Origin of the sequence: Pseudoalteromonas sp. NZS100_1 (assembly GCF_015864285.1) — a bacterium.
Lineage (GTDB): Bacteria > Pseudomonadota > Gammaproteobacteria > Enterobacterales > Alteromonadaceae > Pseudoalteromonas > Pseudoalteromonas arctica.
The window spans coordinates 1-18694 of sequence record NZ_JADYXN010000015.1 but is presented as its reverse complement, the minus strand read 5'-3'; the positions used below and the strand labels follow the sequence as shown (position 1 = coordinate 18694).

Annotated in this window: 18 protein-coding genes; 11 read left to right on the top strand and 7 right to left on the bottom strand. The window is 38.4% G+C overall.

Translation table 11 applies throughout. The features are described 5' to 3' along the window. Window positions 1-125 precede the first annotated feature (125 nt). Window positions 126-1784: a glutamine--tRNA ligase gene (glnS, locus tag I6F66_RS11470; protein WP_010552676.1), complete on the top strand. Its 1659-nt coding sequence runs from the start codon at window positions 126-128 to the stop codon at window positions 1782-1784. 109 nt (window positions 1785-1893) lie between these two features. On the opposite strand, the gene fur is transcribed toward glnS, so the two are convergent. The 5 genes from fur to I6F66_RS11445 form a co-directional block, all read right to left on the bottom strand. After that, window positions 1894-2337: a ferric iron uptake transcriptional regulator gene (fur, locus tag I6F66_RS11465; RefSeq protein WP_007586857.1), complete on the bottom strand. Its 444-nt coding sequence runs from the start codon at window positions 2335-2337 to the stop codon at window positions 1894-1896. A 186-nt stretch (window positions 2338-2523) separates the two neighbouring features. Then, window positions 2524-3051, bottom strand: coding sequence for a flavodoxin FldA (fldA, locus tag I6F66_RS11460; protein WP_007586856.1), 528 nt, complete (start codon window positions 3049-3051; stop codon window positions 2524-2526). Between the two features lie 14 nt (window positions 3052-3065). Continuing rightward, window positions 3066-3344 (bottom strand): LexA regulated protein, encoded by a 279-nt coding sequence (gene ybfE / locus I6F66_RS11455; protein WP_002962928.1) that lies wholly within the window; start codon window positions 3342-3344, stop codon window positions 3066-3068. Between the two features lie 2 nt (window positions 3345-3346). Then, complete coding sequence (locus I6F66_RS11450; protein ID WP_002962930.1) at window positions 3347-3568, bottom strand: DUF2788 domain-containing protein; 222 nt, start codon at window positions 3566-3568, stop codon at window positions 3347-3349. 95 nt (window positions 3569-3663) lie between these two features. Beyond that, window positions 3664-4431 (bottom strand): alpha/beta fold hydrolase, encoded by a 768-nt coding sequence (locus tag I6F66_RS11445; RefSeq protein WP_007586854.1) that lies wholly within the window; start codon window positions 4429-4431, stop codon window positions 3664-3666. A 220-nt stretch (window positions 4432-4651) separates the two neighbouring features. Between I6F66_RS11445 and seqA the strand changes: the two genes are divergently transcribed. The 7 genes from seqA to I6F66_RS11410 all read left to right on the top strand — a co-directional run bounded on the left by seqA (window position 4652) and on the right by I6F66_RS11410 (window position 12633). Continuing rightward, a complete protein-coding gene (gene seqA / locus I6F66_RS11440; protein ID WP_024589204.1) occupies window positions 4652-5248 on the top strand; it encodes a replication initiation negative regulator SeqA in 597 nt (198 codons plus the stop codon). A 9-nt stretch (window positions 5249-5257) separates the two neighbouring features. Beyond that, a complete protein-coding gene (gene pgm, locus I6F66_RS11435) occupies window positions 5258-6895 on the top strand; it encodes a phosphoglucomutase (alpha-D-glucose-1,6-bisphosphate-dependent) (RefSeq protein ID WP_165741148.1) in 1638 nt (545 codons plus the stop codon). A gap of 121 nt (window positions 6896-7016) precedes the next feature. Beyond that, the gene (gene astE / locus I6F66_RS11430) at window positions 7017-8069 is read left to right on the top strand and encodes a succinylglutamate desuccinylase (RefSeq protein WP_165727887.1); all 1053 of its coding nucleotides are present in this window, start codon (window positions 7017-7019) and stop codon (window positions 8067-8069) included. 265 nt (window positions 8070-8334) lie between these two features. After that, window positions 8335-9549: a thiamine pyrophosphate-dependent dehydrogenase E1 component subunit alpha gene (locus I6F66_RS11425; RefSeq protein ID WP_024596866.1), complete on the top strand. Its 1215-nt coding sequence runs from the start codon at window positions 8335-8337 to the stop codon at window positions 9547-9549. Then, window positions 9549-10526, top strand: coding sequence for an alpha-ketoacid dehydrogenase subunit beta (locus tag I6F66_RS11420; RefSeq protein WP_008171214.1), 978 nt, complete (start codon window positions 9549-9551; stop codon window positions 10524-10526). Before I6F66_RS11425 ends, I6F66_RS11420 begins: the two co-directional genes overlap by 1 nt. Window positions 10527-10534: 8 nt before the next feature. Beyond that, window positions 10535-12118: a dihydrolipoyllysine-residue acetyltransferase gene (locus tag I6F66_RS11415; protein ID WP_165727888.1), complete on the top strand. Its 1584-nt coding sequence runs from the start codon at window positions 10535-10537 to the stop codon at window positions 12116-12118. 149 nt (window positions 12119-12267) lie between these two features. Next, the gene (locus tag I6F66_RS11410; protein ID WP_197119332.1) at window positions 12268-12633 is read left to right on the top strand and encodes a DUF805 domain-containing protein; all 366 of its coding nucleotides are present in this window, start codon (window positions 12268-12270) and stop codon (window positions 12631-12633) included. 70 nt (window positions 12634-12703) lie between these two features. Here I6F66_RS11410 and I6F66_RS11405 read toward each other — a convergent pair whose 3' ends face one another. Both I6F66_RS11405 and I6F66_RS11400 read right to left on the bottom strand, forming a co-directional pair. Continuing rightward, window positions 12704-13879 carry a putative manganese transporter gene (locus tag I6F66_RS11405; RefSeq protein WP_197119333.1) on the bottom strand — a complete coding sequence of 392 codons (1176 nt, stop codon included), beginning with the start codon at window positions 13877-13879 and terminating at the stop codon, window positions 12704-12706. Window positions 13880-14005: 126 nt separating this feature from the next. Continuing rightward, the gene (locus tag I6F66_RS11400; protein WP_197209298.1) at window positions 14006-15631 is read right to left on the bottom strand and encodes a M28 family metallopeptidase; all 1626 of its coding nucleotides are present in this window, start codon (window positions 15629-15631) and stop codon (window positions 14006-14008) included. Window positions 15632-15744: 113 nt separating this feature from the next. On the opposite strand from I6F66_RS11400, the gene I6F66_RS11395 reads away from it, so the two are divergent. From I6F66_RS11395 to I6F66_RS11385, 3 genes are read left to right on the top strand one after another with little or no spacing between them, the layout of a single operon-like run. Continuing rightward, window positions 15745-16557 carry a DUF3025 domain-containing protein gene (locus I6F66_RS11395; RefSeq protein ID WP_165741322.1) on the top strand — a complete coding sequence of 271 codons (813 nt, stop codon included), beginning with the start codon at window positions 15745-15747 and terminating at the stop codon, window positions 16555-16557. Beyond that, window positions 16554-17342, top strand: coding sequence for an ABC transporter ATP-binding protein (locus I6F66_RS11390; RefSeq protein WP_007586825.1), 789 nt, complete (start codon window positions 16554-16556; stop codon window positions 17340-17342). Before I6F66_RS11395 ends, I6F66_RS11390 begins: the two co-directional genes overlap by 4 nt. Beyond that, on the top strand, window positions 17335-18543 hold the full coding sequence (locus tag I6F66_RS11385) for an ABC transporter permease (protein WP_008171197.1): 1209 nt from the start codon (window positions 17335-17337) through the stop codon (window positions 18541-18543). The genes I6F66_RS11390 and I6F66_RS11385 overlap by 8 nt, the downstream gene beginning before the upstream one ends. Window positions 18544-18694: the final 151 nt, after the last annotated feature.

The following is an 18694-nucleotide window of genomic DNA, read 5'->3' as shown; positions in this document are numbered from 1 at the left end:
GTTCAGCTGAATTAAAGTTAAGCAATATCAAAAATAAACCTTAATCTAGTGCTGTATGTTAGTGTATGTTTTTGTAATAATGCATTAGTTTTGTTATTACGTAATATTTAGAGGACTACACTCCTATGGCGGAAATTGAGAATCGCCCAAGTAACTTTATTAGAACCCGAATTGATGAAGACTTAGCAAGTAAAAAGCATGCAACAACGCATACACGTTTTCCACCTGAACCAAATGGCTTTTTGCATATTGGTCATGCCAAATCAATTTGTTTAAATTTTGGCATCGCAAAAGATTATAACGGTTTATGTAACTTACGTTTTGACGATACAAACCCAGAAAAAGAAGACATTAACTACGTTAATTCTATAAAAGAAGACGTACAGTGGTTAGGTTTTAACTGGGATGGCGATATAAAGTATTCTTCTAACTATTTTGATACTTTATATGGTTACGCTGTTGAGCTTATAAATAAAGGCTTAGCGTACGTTTGCTTTTTAACAGCGGATGAAGCACGCCAATACCGTGGTACATTGAAAGAGCCAGGTAAAAATAGCCCGTACAGAGATACATCCGTTGAAGAAAACCTAGCGTTATTTGAAAAAATGCGTGCTGGCGAATTCAAAGAAGGCGAATGTGTCCTGCGTGCTAAAATTGATATGGCAAGCTCATTTATGGTGCTTCGCGATCCAATTATTTATCGCGTACGTTTTGCTCATCATCATCAAACAGCAGACAAGTGGTGCATTTACCCAATGTATGACTTCACGCACTGTATTTCTGATGCACTCGAAGGTATTACACATTCATTATGTACACTCGAATTTCAAGATAACCGTCGTTTGTACGACTGGGTACTTGATAACATTAGTTTAGAGTGTCACCCACAGCAAATTGAGTTTTCACGTTTAAATCTTGAATACACAATTATGTCTAAGCGTAAGCTAAGCGATTTAGTGGTAAATAACCATGTAGAAGGGTGGGATGACCCACGTATGCCTACAATTGCAGGCCTGCGTCGCCGTGGTTATACACCAGGTTCAATCCGTGAGTTTTGTTTGCGTATTGGTGTAACAAAACAAGAGAATATGGTTGAAATGGGTATGCTTGAAGCATGTATCCGTGAAGATCTAAACGAAAATGCACCACGTGCAATGGCCGTACTCGATCCTGTTAAAGTTGTTATTGAAAACTACGATGCAGACAAGGTTGAGGTTTTATCTGTGGCTAACCACCCAAATAAAGAAGAAATGGGTCGTCGTGATGTACCGTTTACTCGTGAAATCTATATAGAACGAGAAGACTTTAAAGAAGAAGCGAATAACAAGTTTAAACGTTTAGTGCTTGATAAAGAAGTACGCTTACGTGGTGCTTATGTTATTAAAGCACAGCGTGTTGAAAAAGACGAAAATGGTGAAATCACAACTATCTTCTGTACTTACGATACTGAAACACTTGGTAAAAATCCAAGTGATGGACGTAAAGTAAAAGGTGTTATTCACTGGGTTTCAGCACCAGAGTCTATTACGGCAGAAGTTCGTTTATACGATCGTTTGTTTAGTGTTCCAAACCCAGCAGCCGCTGATGAGTTTGAAACAACATTAAATCCAGAGTCACTGGTTGTTTTATCAAACGCTAAATTAGAGCCATCGCTTGCTAATTCACAAGCAGAGCAGGGCTTTCAGTTTGAGCGTACGGGTTATTTCTCTCGTGATTCTAAATCAGAGAATGTTGTATTTAATCAAACAGTGGGTCTTCGCGATTCATGGTCTAAAACTCAATAAATAATATCTAAATATCTCCAGTATTTACTGGGGATATTCATTACAAGCGTATTTTAGACACAAAAAAACCTGCACTTAGCAGGTTTTTTATTGCTTTTTAAAAGCGGTATTAGCTGTTAGCGTCGCTAAATTCTTTACACGCTGCTTTATCATTACACTCACCGTATAAATATAAAGAATGGTTTGTAAGTGTAATACCATTTTCTTCAGAAATTTCAAGTTGACGACGTTCAATCATCTCATCTTCAAACTCTACAACTTTGCCACACTTCAAACATACTAAATGATCGTGGTGTGTGCTTCCTGAAAGTTCAAATACTGATTTGCCACCTTCAAAGTGATGACGGCTTACAATACCCGCATCATCAAATTGGTTAAGTACGCGGTATACAGTTGCAAGACCAATTTCTTCACCTAGATCCAAAAGAATTTTGTAAACATCTTCAGCACTGATGTGTTGGTTATCTGGAGATTGTAAAATCTCTAATATTTTAATACGCGGTAAAGTTACTTTTAAACCGGCTTTTTTAAGTTCCAAGTTATGATCAGTCATTAAATCTGTCTCAATTTTATTTGGTTATACTAGACATCTTGCAAAGATGTACACGACACATTAGCAACGAACAGGATAACGTGCCTAAGCGTTAAGTGCAAAGAACAATTGATTTATATTGCCACTAAAGCTTAAAACGCTAACTGTTTGATAATTATTTAAACAGCTAGCGATATATGCAGTAAATTAGTCAGCTAATTCACTTAAACACATCTCTTCATATACTTGAGCAGACCATGCTTTAACACGTTGTTCTGTAAGCTCTGGTTGACGGTCTTCGTCGATACCCAAACCTACAAAATGCTTATCATCAGCCATGCCTTTAGATGCTTCAAAGTCATAGCTTTCGCTCGGCCAATGACCAACAACAATAGCGCCACGCTCAGTAACGATATCGTTGATCATGCCCATCGCATCTAAAAAGTACTCAGCGTAATCTTCTTGGTCTCCACAACCAAAAATAGCAACAAGTTTACCTTCAAAGTCTACTTCTTCAAGTTCTGGAAAAAAGTCATCCCAGTCACATTGTGCTTCACCGTAGTACCAAGTAGGGATACCGAATAAGATTAAATCAAATTCAGCAATCTCTTCTTTAGAGCTTTTTGCAATATCATGAACAGCCACTAGCTTCTTACCCAATTCTTTTTGGATCATTTTTGCTACGTGTTCTGTGTTACCTGTGTCACTTCCGAAAAAAATGCCTACACTTGCCATGGATTTAAAACCTTTTATGTATCAATAGCCAATCTTTCTTGTAAAATCGTTTCAATCAGCGCACTGCGGCTAATATTTTGTGCATCTGCCATATCACTCAATGCTTGATATAACTGCGATGAAACTTTAAATTCAACACGCTTTAAGCCACGTGCTTTATCTCTTTTTATTTGATTACGTTTATTTACCTTTAACTGCATATCCCGTGAAAGGGGATTGGTTTTAGGTCTGCCTGGGCGTTTTTCGTATTCAAATAAATCGAGTGTAGTTCTATCTGTTTCTGACTTCGCCATGCTTAACCTACACCTGCGCCTTGCCAAAATACTTGAATAAGACCTTTAGCAATAAAGCCTGAACAACCTAAAAAGAGCACACCCCAGACAATGTATTGTCCGAACTTAGGCACATTGCCACTTTTTAGTACGTCTTTAATTGCCATGCCGATGAATATGAAAATACCGGCTAAGCCAAAATACAACCCTAGGGTATCAAATTCGTTAATTAACTGACTGACCATCAACGTATAACCTTTAAATTAAACGGCGCGTACTATAGCATATAATTATTCATATATTTAGTGCGCAAAATCAAAAACACGCGATTAAAATTGCTTTAAACCGCAGTTAAAAAGTCGTTTATCGCTTTATTTACGGCAAGTGGCTTTTGTGCATGAAGCCAATGGCCTGCGCCATGAATTATTTTAGCCTTGGTATTTTTAAAGCGAGCTTTAATTGCAGTACGATGCTCGGGCAAAATATAGTCAGAATCATTACCTTTAATGAAAAGAGTATCGCATAAACAAGAATTGTTTTCATTAACATTGGATGTAATTGTAGAATATTTTTCGTCAAGCACATTTAAATTAAATCGCCATGCAAAATGACCTTCCTCATTTTTAGCGAGGCTTTTAAGTAGAAACTGTCGAACTCCCAGCTCTTCTATGTAAGGCTGCATTAGAGCATCAGCTTGTTTTCTATCGTCAATTGATTGTGCTGAAACCGCTTTTAATGCCTGTAATATTTTTGTGTGCCGAGCAGGGTAACTAACAGGTGCTATATCAAGTACAACAAGCTTATTTACAAGTTCAGGATGTGTAAGCGCTAATTCCATTGCCACTTTACCACCCATAGAGTGCCCAACTAAATGTGCTTTATCTATGTTCAAATGTGCTAATAACTCAACAATATCTTGTGCCATTGCTGGGTAGTTCATTTCATCACTATGAGGAGAAAGCCCGTGGTTACGTAAATCAACGTTAATAACAGTAAAGTGTTCACTTAATGGTTTTGCTATTACATTTAGGTTTTCTAATGATCCAAAAAGCCCATGTATCAAAATAACATTAGGACCTTGCCCTTGTTGCTTGTAATTTAACTGCATACCCGCCTCCTGAAAATTTCGCCATAGTTTGCCGAGCATTGCTCTAAAAAGCAAAAAATACAGCGACTATTTATTAAATTGGGCTTTTGTTTGTTAAATCAACAACAATGAGGTAAATATTAATATGTTTACGGGAGTGCTTGTTGTAACTCGCATTTCTGATTGGTTTGGGTATAATCACACGGGAGAAAAAAATGTGACCCGTAATGACAGGAAGAACATGAAACAAATCGACATAGACGACGAGTTATATCAATATATTGCTAGCAATACGCAAAGTATTGGTGAAAGTGCATCCACTATTTTACGTCGTTTATTAAATCTGAGCGGCGAAAAAATTCAAACCGCAAACGTAGAACTAACTCAAAATAATCAAACTGCGACTACGTCTACCGCCACATTAAAAAGCTCAGAGCCATCTGCTGCTGAGACTTCAAAAAAACAAACGCCTGTAGCTCACGCACCCGTGAAGCAAAAAAGCGATAATGTTTTTAATGTATTAAATAAAGAAGAGCTGGCAATGCAAAAAGGTGTTGTTGGACGCTTTTTGTTTATTTTAAGTGCATTTTACCGCACACATAAAACTGATTTTTCTGCGGTATTAGACATAAAAGGGCGTGACCGTGTTTACTTTGCTACTAGTAAAGAAGCTTTAGTAAATAGCGGTAGTAGTATGAATCCTAAAAACATAACCGATAGTGAATATTGGGTTATGACTAATTCTAATACAACGCGTAAAAAAATGATGCTTCATGAAGTTGCTCTTTGCCTTGGATATAGTGCAGAGCAAGCTGAAAAAATTCGCGATTACCTGTAAGGAAATATAATGGCTATTCACTCAGGCGCAGGCAAAACTGCTCCACAATCGGCACTGGTTAACGTACCTAAATTAGTATCTGCGTATTACTTAAATGAACCTGATCTTGAACAAAATCCAGAGCATTGTGTTGCCTTTGGTACCTCAGGCCACCGTGGTTGTTCTTACGATGTTAAATTTAACGAGTCACACATTCTAGCGATTACTCAGGCTATTTGTGATTACAGAAAACAAAATGACATATTTGGTCCGTTATTTTTAGGCAAAGACACACACGCATTGAGTGAAGCCGCATTTAACTCTGCAATAGAAGTACTTGTTGCGAATGAAGTGCAAGTGATCACACAAGAAGATGGTGATTTTACGCCAACACCAGTGATTAGCCATGCAATCGTTAGCCACAATAAGCTACACCCAAATGAATTAGCAGACGGGATTGTTGTTACGCCTTCGCATAACCCTCCTGAAGATGGTGGCTTTAAATACAACCCACCTAATGGCGGACCAGCAGATACCGACGTCACTAAATGGATTGAAGACAGAGCTAATCAACTTTTACTAGAAGATTTAGTTGAAGTTGAGTTATTCCCATTCGCTAAGGCATCGCGTTCTGGCTTTATCCGCTACGAAGATTTAATGACTCCTTATATTGATGACTTAGCAAATATCGTTAATTTAAAAGCAATTAGCGATGCAGGTATTAAAATTGGTATCGATCCACTAGGTGGTTCAGGTATTAATTTTTGGCCAGTCATTGCAAAAAAATATAATTTAGATTTAACCGTAGTTAATGATGTTGTTGATCCACGTTTTGCTTTTATGCCACTTGATAAAGACGGCAAAATTCGTATGGATTGTTCATCACCTTATTCAATGGCAAATCTTATTGCACTAAAAGATGATTTTGATGTGTCTATTGGTAACGACCCTGACTACGATCGTCACGGTATTGTAACGCCAGACGGCTTAATGAATCCAAACCACTTTTTAGCAGTGGCAATCGATTACTTACTTAAACACCGTGATTGGAATGAAACCGTAGAAATTGGTAAAACATTGGTTTCTAGCTCTATGATCGACAAAGTAGCTGCTCGTAACAACCGTAAGGTTAAAGAAGTACCAGTAGGCTTTAAATGGTTTGTTGAAGGCTTAAGCAAAGGCAAGCTTGCCTTTGGTGGCGAAGAAAGCGCAGGTGCTGCATTCTTACGTTTTGATGGCTCTGTATGGTGTACAGATAAAGACGGCTTCATTATGGGTCTACTCGCTGCAGAAATACTTGCTGTGACAGGTAAAACGCCATCAGTCCTTTATAAAGAATTAGAACAAGAGTTTGGTTCTCCAATTTATAAACGCCTAGATGCACCAGCCACAAGCGGTCAAAAATCACGTTTACAAGCATTGAGTGCTTCTGATGTAAAAGCAGATACACTTGCTGGCGAGCCTATTTTGCAAAAATTGACTCATGCACCAGGTAACGATGCTGCCATTGGTGGTTTAAAAGTGGTTACTGAAAATGGCTGGTTTGCAGCGCGTCCATCAGGTACTGAAGATATTTATAAAATATACCTTGAATCATTTAAAGGTGAAGAGCATTTAGCGTTACTTGAAAAAGAAGCTAAAAAGCTTGTAGATTCAGTTATAAGCTAACTTAATCTAATAATTTTAAAACGGCTGATTTATTCAGCCGTTTTCGTTTCTATACCTTGTGTATTTATAAAAATATATGCATAAGAGTCTACTCTCACATTATTTTTAAAGGGCTTATTATATGTCAGCCAATCCATCTTACTTAAATGAATTAAAACAAACAGGCGATTTTTTAACGCTTAGTCGTGACAACGAATGGCATTTAGATGCAGGTGAGTTTGTTTTAGATAATGGGACTCGTGTAAATATACACGATACCGGAGTCATTGAGTTTCAACCTGCTGTTATAACGTCAAAAGATGTAGTTTATTCAAGCGCTGTACACGGTAACGAAACTGCGCCAATTGAAATTTGTGATGCACTTATTAAACAAATTATAAAAGGCGAGCTGATACTTAAGCAGCGTGTTTTGTTTATTTACGGTAATCCACAATCAATTAATATTGGCCTGCGTTTTGTAGAAGAAAACTTAAATAGATTATTTAATGGTCACCATACAATTGAAGGTGTACCAATGAATAATGAGCGAAACCGCGCTGCAAAGCTAGAGCAGTACGTAAGCGATTTTTATACACGTGGCGAGCAAGGCAGTACGCGATGTCATTACGACTTACACACTGCAATTAGAGGCTCTAAAAACGAAAAATTTGCTGTGTATCCATTTTTACATGGTAAGCCATGGAAAAAGTCGCAGCTACAATTTTTATTGAGTTGTGGTGTAAATACCGTGCTTATGATGAAATCTCCTGCAACAACATTTAGCTATTATTCGTCATTTATACACGGTGCTGATTCTTTTACGGTAGAGCTGGGTCAAGTTAAGCCATTTGGTCAAAACGATATGGCTCGCTTTGAAAAAACAAAGCAAACCTTAACTGCATTAATTAGTCAAAATGAAGTTAAATATCCTGAATTTAATGCAAACGATTTTGAATTGTTTGCTGTCCATCGCACAATAAATAGAACGCAGAACGATTTTAGCTTTCCTTTTTCTGACGATGCCGAGAACTTTACTGGCTTTGCGAAAGGTGCACTACTTGCAACCGACGGTGATACAGCGATTTACGCTGACGTTGAAGGAGAGGCTATTATTTTTCCAAATGCGAGCGTAGCATTAGGGCAAAGAGCACTCCTTACTGTTATTCCAATGGATATTGATAGCAATTTCGTCTAATTTAACTCATCAGACCACTAGCAACTTAAAGTTAACTATATGATTACTATTAATTAAAGTAACCGTATCGTTAACTTGCCACTTATTTAACCAGTATTTGCTTTTGTTTCGTCCCAGATCTGTTGAATAACACTTTACGTTAACGTAAAGTGTTGGCAGCTTTAATTAAAGATAGTGCAGATGTTGCAAAGTTTAACCAGCAACAATCACCCACAATAATAATTTAAAGGGGCACTGTTTTACCGACAACAAAAGAAGGTAGGTTATGAGTAATCCAAATAACGTATCGCTGAATATTAACCACGAGCTTGAATTTATTGATGGTCAAGCGCTTAATATTCCAACCCTTAGTATTTTAACTGAGGACGGCGACATTCATCCTAGTGCAACCGCACCTGACATTTCAAAACATACCGCTATTAAGTTATATGAAACAATGCGTTTTATACGTTTGTTAGATGAACGTATGCAAGGCGCGCAGCGCCAAGGCCGTGTTAGTTTTTATATGCAATGCCTAGGCGAAGAAGCCGCAGTTACAGCCTCTGCTGCTGCACTGGATCAAGACGATATGATCATGGCTCAATATCGTGAACAGGCAGCCCTGCATTATCGTGGCTTTACGCTTGATCAATTTATGAACCAAATGTTTTCAAATGAATTGGATTTAGGCAAAGGCCGTCAAATGCCAATTCATTATGGGTCTAAAGCGCTAAACTACATGACGATTTCATCGCCATTGGGTACGCAAATACCACAGGCAACGGGTTATGCATATGGCCAAAAAATAAAGCACATCGACGCTAAAACAGGCGAGCTTGCCAGCACAATTGATAATGTGACTATTTGTTACTTTGGTGAAGGTGCTGCTTCTGAAGGTGACTTTCATGCCGGTTTAAATATGGCCGCTGTTCACAAAGCGCCGGTTATATTTTTTGCACGTAATAACGGCTATGCCATATCTACCCCTGCTGATGAGCAGTTTAAAGGCGACGGTATTGCGTCGCGTGGTGTGGGTTATGGCATTAAAACAATTCGTGTTGATGGCACAGATGCACTTGCTGTTTATGCGGCAACTAAAAAAGCACGCGAAATAGCCTCAACACAAGGTGAACCTGTACTTATTGAATCGATTGCTTATCGTTTGGGTGCGCACTCTACGTCAGACGATCCAAGTGGTTATCGCTCTAAAGATGAAGAAGCGAATCATCAAACGTGTCCTATTGATAAATTTAGAAAATGGCTGGTCAAGCAAGACTGGTTAAACGAAGAAGACGATATAAAAGCAAAAGAGTCGATTCGTGAAGAAATTTTAGCAGCGCTTAAACGTGCTGAAGTTGTAGCAAAGCCCGCTTTAGAAGAACTGGTATCTGACGTTTACGATACACCAATTCCATTACTGCAACGCCAGTACGAGCAACTAAAAGAACATATAAAACAGCATCCAGATGCTTACCCAGTAACCGCAGGGAGAATTAAGTAATGGCTAAAATGAACATGCTCCACGCAATTAACTCTGCTCTCGATATTACGATGAATGAACACCCTCAAGCCTGTATTTTTGGTGAAGATGTTGGTTACTTCGGTGGTGTATTTAGAGCAACATCGGGCTTGCAAGAGAAGTACGGTAAACATCGTGTTTTTAATACGCCTTTAACCGAGCAAGGTATTTTAGGTTTTGCTAATGGTTTAGCTGCTTTTGGTGCGCCTGCATTGGCAGAAATTCAATTTGCTGATTATATTTTCCCAGCGTTTGATCAAATAGTAAATGAAGCCGCTAAATTTCGTTATCGCAGTGGTAATGAATTTAATGTCGGTAACTTAACTATTCGTACACCTTATGGTGGCGGTATTGCCGGTGGTTTATACCATTCACAATCACCCGAGGCGTATTTTGCGCACACACCTGGTTTGAAAGTAGTTGTACCGCGTAACCCTTATCAAGCTAAAGGTTTATTACGTGCATCAATTAAAGATGATAACCCGGTCATATTTTTTGAGCCTAAGCGTTTATATCGTGCATCAATTGGCGAAGTGCCAGAAGAAGATTATAGTATTGAATTAGGCACGGCTGAAGTAGTACAAGAGGGGGCCGATATTACGCTTTTAGCGTGGGGTGCTCAAATGGAGATTATTGAAGATGCAGCAAAGCAAGCAAGTGAGCAAGGTATAAGCTGTGAAGTTATTGATCTTCGTAGTATTTTACCATGGGATGTTGAAACGATTGCTAAATCGGTTATTAAAACCGGCCGTTTAATCGTGAGTCATGAAGCGCCTATAACCAATGGCTTTGGTGCAGAGATAGCCGCGACAATACAACAAGAGTGTTTCTTGCATTTAGAGTCGCCAATTTTACGTGTATGTGGTCTAGATACGCCATACCCGCTGGCACTTGAAAAAGAATACGTACCGGATGCACTAAAAGTGTTGGCTGCAATTAAACAATCAATGGATTTTTAGGGGTTACCATGGCTAAAGATTTTATATTACCCGATATTGGTGAAGGCATTGTTGAATGCGAAGTAGTTGAATGGCTAGTACAAGAAGGCGATACCGTATCTGAAGATCAGCCAATTTGCGATGTTATGACAGACAAAGCATTAGTACAAATTCCGGCAGTGCATGATGGCGTTATTTCAAAGCTATATTATCTAAAAGGTGAGATTGCTAAAGTACATGCCCCTTTATTCGCTATGGATGTAGCAGGTGAAAGCATTAGCAATGAAGTAGTACAAGAGCCAGTACAAGCTGAAAATAAAACTAATGATGCAGCTGATGTGGTTGAGGACTTTATATTACCGGATATTGGTGAAGGTATTGTTGAGTGTGAGATTGTTGATTGGTTAGTTGCTGAAGGCGACGAAATAGAAGAAGACCAAGCGGTTTGTGACGTAATGACCGACAAAGCATTAGTACAAATTCCGGCAAAATATACAGGCACAGTAAAAAAACTATATTACCAGAAAGGTGAAATAGCAAAAGTACATAGCCCGTTGTTTCAAATGACAATTGCAGGCAGTGCAGCAAAACCAAATGTTGATATAAACCAAGCGGTCGTAAAGGCTCAAACTAATGCCGTCGCTGAAAAAGTTGCCCCTGTTAAAACACAGCAAACTGCTAAAGTTATCAATCAAAAAGCGGTTGCATCACCTGCGGTTCGTCGTAAAGCACGTGAGCTAGATGTTGATTTAACCTGTGTACCAGGTAGTGGTAAAAATGGACGTATTTACAAGCAAGATATTGAAGAGTTTGTAAAAGGCGAAGTGCCAAATACTATTGATACTTCACCGCTTAATAGCGATGCTTCTCAAAGTGCAGTACAAAACCAAACACAGAATCAAAGCGGTGGCGTACGAGTAGAGCAAATTAAAGGTATTAAAGCGGCCATGGCCAAGCAAATGGTAGCTTCGGTTTCAACTATTCCGCACTTTACGTTTAGTGATGAAATAGACTTAACACAGCTTATAGCTTTGCGTAGCGCTTTAAAAGAGCAGTATAAAGCACAAGGCGTTAAGCTCACCATGATGCCATTTTTTGTAAAAGCACTCTCGCTAGCAATGAAAGAGTACCCTGTACTTAATTCAAAAGTGAACGATGAATGCTCAGAGCTTACCTATTATAACGATCATAATATCGGTATAGCGGTTGATTCTAAAATTGGCTTGTTAGTGCCTAATATTAAATCGTGCCAGAGTAAAAGCATTGTTGATGTGGCAAATGATTTAACCCGTTTAACTCATTCTGCGCGAGAAGGCCGTGTTGCACCCGATGATTTAAAAGGTGGGACAATTAGCATCTCTAACATTGGTGCTATTGGCGGCACTATCGCGTCCCCTATAATTAATAAACCAGAAGTGGCTATTGTTGCGCTAGGTAAACTGCAGCATCTACCGCGTTTTGATGAAAGTGGGCAGGTTGTGAGTAAAGCTATTATGCAAGTGAGCTGGTCTGGCGATCATCGTGTTATTGATGGGGGCACTATTGCTCGTTTTAATAACCTATGGAAGTCTTACTTAGAAAACCCATCGGCAATGATGATGGCTATGAGTTAATAGCTAAATTGTTAATATTTAATAAAAACCAGCTTTTAGCTGGTTTTTTGTTTTAATGTCAGCTGTTTTTAATTAAGATACAAATGTTACTAAAAAGTAATAAAGTTAACCCCGTTAGGGAATATAAAAAATAACACTAAGGAAATTTCATGGAACATTATATGAACGCGTTGCGTAGCTACGCAGATTTTTCAGGCCGTAATCGTCGTAAAGCATTTTGGATGTTTATGCTAATTAATATTATTTTTTCGCTTTTAACAAGTGTTATAGATGGTATTACAAACACAATGTTCGTAAGCTCAATATATAGCTTAGCTTTATTGATCCCTCAATTGAGTGCGGGTGCACGTCGTTTACACGATACAGGCCGTTCAGGATGGTGGCAGCTACTTTGGTTAGTGCCAGTAATCGGCTGGATTGTTTTAATTGTTTTCCTTGCTCAAGATTCACACGAAGGCGAAAATGATTTTGGTCCAAATCCAAAAGAATTAGCAGTAGAACCTGCAACTTTATAAGTAAGAATAACTTAACATGTTAAAAGCTCAGCAATTGCTGAGCTTTTTTGTGTTTTTTAAATCTCATTTTTTAAATTTCAGCAAAAAAATACAACCCATAACCAACTATTAATGCGGGAATAGATGTATAAAGTGTAGCTATAACTGCAGCTTTGGGCGCCATTGCTATTGCTGGAAATAACGCATCACCATCGTTAGAAATTGCGTTTCCTGCTAAAGCACTAAAGGGAATAATGCCTTGAATATAAAGCGTTGTAACAATTATTTGCGGGCCACAGCCGGGTAAAAATCCAATAAGCACTGCAATTAATGGGGCTAAATAGGCGTAATGTACAAACCACGTTTTTAAATCAAGTCCTGCAATATTAACCAAAATCTCAAATAGCATAAAAGAGGCTACAACCCATGCCGTTACAAAATGGGTATCTTGTAATACTTTTATTATTTTAGAAGGGGGGTTACATGCATCGTCTTCTGACGTTACTTCTTGATAGCTTTCACCTCTTGACGAAAGTGCCCAAATACTAACAATAAATAAAGCCATTAATGCACCAAATAGCGTAATTACAGTACTTGTGCTTGAACCAAACTGTGAAAAATCAACATTAAACGCAATCAAAAAGGCAATTATAAGGCTTGGGATAATTGCTGCCATCCAAACCGGTTTGCTGATTTTAATAATGTTAGTTGAGAGTATTTTAATTTGGTGGTTTTGTTCTTGCGCTGTTGGTCGTAAAAAGTCTTTTTTGTGTATTGTATTAACCAGTAAACCACTGAATGTACCCACAACTAACCCTATTCCCATAATTAACAAGCCTTCAGTAGGGCGGGTAGCAAGTAATAAAAATGCTGCATCTCCCATTGTAGCTGTTAGCACAGCAACAATAGCACCAAAGCTTGCTTGGCCTTTTGTAAATTGAGTAACCACAATAATAGCGCCACCACAGCCAGGTAATGCACCTAAAACCGCTGCAAAGCTAATTTCTAAAATAGGGGACTTGGCACTTAAATAACTAAGCTCTAATTGAGGTAAGTGTTCTATAGCGTAGTAATAAATTAAAAGGGTAGCAGCAACAAACACACTCACTTGAAAAAATGCATCACTCAGTGCGGTCATTGTTATTTCGCGTAATTGCGGTATTGCAAGGCAAGTTAAAATAAATAAAGGCAGCAGTAAGCGTTTATTTTGGCTCAAAAATCGTTTTGAGGCAGGAGTAATAAAACCAATGTGAGGGAGTGAAATCATACAATGCGACCTAATAAATTAACTAGGTCACACTGTATATTTTAATTAAATGATAATCAATATCATTTACATCTATTTAAATCGATTACTCACTTTGAATTTTTCGATAAGTAAACTCAAATAAGGCTACTTACGCTGAAATTCAGAGTTTGTATTCCATGTTGGCCACTGTTCTGTTTCAGAAATATCAAAACCTACTTTATAAAATAATTGTAAGTCTTGAACAGCACCCGATAAATCCCATTCATCACGGTAGCGGTCGCACGGTTGATGGTAACAACCGCGAAGTACTAAGCTCATGCGTTTACGATAATTAGCTGTTTCTTCATCAGCAGCCACAGTTCCACCGCCTGCATACATTGCCGGAATACCCATATTTGCAAATGCAAAGTGATCAGAGCGGTAGTAACCACCCGATGATGGTTTAGGATCGCCAGATATTGTTCTGCCTTGCTCTTTAGCTGCATTAGTTAAAAACTCATCCATTTGAGATTTACCAATACCAACCACGTTCATATCTTTTACTTTGCCTAATAAATTTAAGCTATCCATGTTTATGTTAGCGACTGTTTTATTCGCTGCAATCACAGGATTTGCCGCATAGTATTTAGACCCTAATAAGCCTTGCTCTTCAGCAGTTACCGCTAAAAAGGTCATCGAGCGGCTAGGATGCTTAGGTAATTTAGTAAAAGCTTCAGCTACTTCAATAAGACCCGCTGTACCCGTTGCATTATCGTGAGCACCGTTATAAATTTGATCGCCTTTACGTGTTTTATCTGTGCCTAAGTGATCCCAATGAGCTGAGTAAATAACATGCTCATCTGGTTTTTCACTACCAGGTAAAGTGGCGATAAAGTTATATGACACCGATTTTTTAATCGTGTTTTTAATAGTAACAGAAGCAGTTAAATCGCCCATATCAACATGGTAAGCACCTTTGGCAGCATTCGTTTTAACGGTATCAAAATCTAAACCTGCTTTAGTAAAGAGCTCTTTTGCTACGTCAGTTGTAACCCAGCCTTCAACAGCTACACGGTCCATGTTGTTGTTTTCTTTTTGAAAACCAAACTGCTCGCCGCTCCACGAGTTTTCAACAACCGACCACGGATAAGATGCAGGTGCTGTTTCATGAATGATAATTGCACCTGCGGCACCACGGCGACTCGCTTCTTCGTATTTATATGTCCAACGCCCATAATAGGTCATCGCGTCGCCAGTAAATAAAGCAGGGTCTTTTGTTGCAAAACCCGGATCGTTAACCAGCATTACAACCGTTTTGCCCTTAACGTTTAAACCTTCGTAATCATTCCAATTGTATTCAGGTGCATTAACGCCGTAGCCCACAAATACAAGTTCAGAGTTTTCTATGCTTTCTTGAGCACTTATCCGACTGCTACCCATAACCATGTCTTTTGTGTATTGGTAGTCTTTACCGCCAATACTAAGCACCATGTTCGAATCAGCTTCTAAAGAAACTAATGGCACTTCTTGTAAGTAACTGTCGCCATTACCTGGTTTTAAACCTAAAGCTTTAAACTGCGCAGTTAAATAATCAAGCGTTAGCTTTTCGCCTGGTGATGAAGGAGCACGACCACCAAATTCGTCCGATGCAAGTACTTTTACATGTTTAGCCAGTTCATCAGCTTGGATACTGTTATAACCATTTGTTACATCAGTAGGTGTAATACTTGTTGTTGCGCAACCTGCTAAAACAGCGGTAGCGAGGAGTGTGAGAGAGAAATAATGTTTCATGTCAGCTCTTTTTTTGTTTTAAGTTGTGATTAGTATATTAACTTCTATTAAGTAGAACCAGTTTTTGCGGTAAACTTCTCGTAAATTATAGGCATAAATTGTTAAAGGTTTAAATGAAGCGTTTTACTCCCCCCGAGCAGTGGCAAATCAGTAGTTTAGAAACAGGTGCATTTGCGCATTTACGTGAGCTGTTTAAAGTTAACGAACTAACAGATTGGCCGGCGCCGCAGTGGTTTTCTCCATTTTTAACCGCTATTAATGCGAATAATATTCCTATTACTTTTGAAGATGATGCAAAGGTAGATTTTGGCGATCGTTATTACGAACAAGTTATTTTTGAAACGGGTGTTGTACCTACACGCAGTGAGAACTGGCATGACTTATTTGGTGGCTTTATTTGGTGTTTATTTCCTAAAACTAAAGCACTTATAAACCAGCGGCATGTACAAGATATAGCTGAACATGGATTACAACAGCGTACCAAACATCGTAATGCATTAACGCTCTTTGATGAATGTGGTGTTGTATTAGCTATAAGTGAGAGTAAATGGCAGCAGTGGCTTTGCGATCATCAATGGAAAACAGCATTTGTTGAACACAAACATGAGTGGGGTAAAACAATAAAACCTTTTATGTTTGGCCATGCTAATTATGAAATGCTCACCAAACCTTATATAGGTTTAACGGGTAAAGCATTGTTTGTTTGTGTACCGGATGAAATATTTTGTAAAGATTTAGTTACTCAATATCAGTACCTAGACCAAGCCCTTTATGAGATGATTAATACAGATAACTGCTTAGCCGATAACAAACAGCTTTCACCACTGCCTTTATTAGGTGTGCCAGGCTGGCATGACGAAAACAAAGACGACTCTTTTTACAACAATACAGATTATTTTAGAGCGAAACGAAGGATACGAACATGATAGAAGTTGCTGGGCTTAAAAAGAAATTTAAGCTAACTAAAGATCACAAAAAAAATAAAATAGACGACATCGACCCTCGTGAAGATAAAGATTATTTTCACTCAGTACGAGATGTGAGTTTTAGCTGCGCAAAGGGTGAAGTACTTGGATTGCTAGGCCCAAATGGTGCGGGTAAAACAACTACACTTAGAATGATTTCAACCGCGTTAAAGCCCGATGAAGGCTCAATAACAATTGCCGGAAACGACATTGTAAAAAAACCGCTACTGGGGCGTAAGTCTATCGGTTTTTTATCGGGCTCTACCGGTTTGTATGGCCGCTTAACTGTAAAAGAAAACATAGAGTATTTTGCAAAGCTCCACGGTATGAGCAAAAGCGATATTGCATCGCGTTGTGATGAGCTATTTACATTGCTTGATATGCATAAGTTTGTAGATAAACGCGCAGAAAACCTATCAACAGGTATGAAGCAAAAAGCAAATATAGCGCGTGCTGTTGTGCATCGCCCAGCAGTTGTTGTGCTTGATGAGCCAACAACGGGTCTCGATATAATGACCACGCAAACCGTTATTCAATTTATTAAGGGTTTAAAGGCGCAAGGTACTCCTGTTATTTTTTCTACCCATCATTTAGATGAAGTTGCACTTTTATGTGACCGAGTAGCTGTAATTAACGAAGGTATTAGCTGCTTTGACGGAACAGTAGATGAATTTAAACAAGCAGGTAATAGTGATGAGCTTAATCAAGCGTTTATGAACATATTAACGGAGAAACATGATGTTTGAGGTATTTAAAAAGGAATTAAGAGAGTTATTACGCGACAAAAAAACGCTATTATTTGTTGTTGCGCTTCCTGTCGCTATATTTCCGTTATTGTTTGCCGTAATGGCATTTATAAGCTCACAAGCAGCAATGGACGCAGAACAAAAAGTAAATACGTATGCCATTATTAATGGTGAATATGCACAAGAATTTACTGATAAAGTGTTTTATCACAAAAGTTTTGAGCTTTATAAAGGGGCTAAAACCTTTAATAACATTGAAGAGCTTAAAGCTGGTGTTATAGCTGGCGATATTGATATGGGTATTTATTTACCAAGCCATGCTGAGCAAACACTAGATAATGGTGAACAAAGTCAGTGGCAGGTTGTTTTTAACGATTCAAAATCTATTAACTTTTTATTCGAACGCGTCAAAGAGCTAGCAAAAGAATACAGTGACGTACTGCAAACTCAAAAGCTAATCAGTTTTGGTATTGAAGAGTCTGTTCAAAAATCTATTCTTAACCCAATTGAAGTAATTAAGGTGGATACAGCCGATAAACGTGAAAACCTTGGCGAAAAAATTGGCGGTTTTTTACCTTACTTACTTATACCATTAGTACTAATGGGGGCTACTTATCCCGCTATTGATTTAGGCGCTGGCGAAAAAGAACGCGGCACGCTAGAAACACTCCTACTTACACCTATTACGCGTACAGAGCTGGTGCTTGGTAAATTTATAACTTTGTTAACTACATCCATTGCCTCCACAACCATAACGGTCTTAAGTATGGGCTGCTGGATAGCACTGGCGTTAGCATTTGCCGATCTAGATTTTATTAAAGCGGCATTTAGTACATTAGCGGTAACCGATTTACTGATGATATTTGTATTGCTACTGCCTGTGGCTGCTATATTTTCGGCTTTGGCACTGGCTATATCTATTTATGCACGTACGTTTAAAGAAGCACAAAACTATATGGCCCCCTTAAGTATGGGCGTGTTTTTCCCTATTATTATTTCAATAATGCCAAATATGGAGCTTACTGCTAAAACAGCATTCATTCCTGTTACAAACGTGGCTTTAGCAATTAAAGAAATAGTAAAAGGGACTGTTGATTACACATTTGTAGGCTTAATATTTTTAGCAACTGCAATCATTGCAGCCGGACTACTGGCATTTTGCGTTAAATGGTTTAACAGAGAAGATGTGCTGTTTAGATAATAATATAGATTTAGCACTCTAAAAATATATAAAAGGTAGCATTGGCTTAATGCCGATCAGTTAAGAAAATGACCGGTTGACCGATCCAAACGATCATGCAAAATCCGTAGTTAGGAAACTAACTACGGATTTTTTTGTGAATATAGAACAA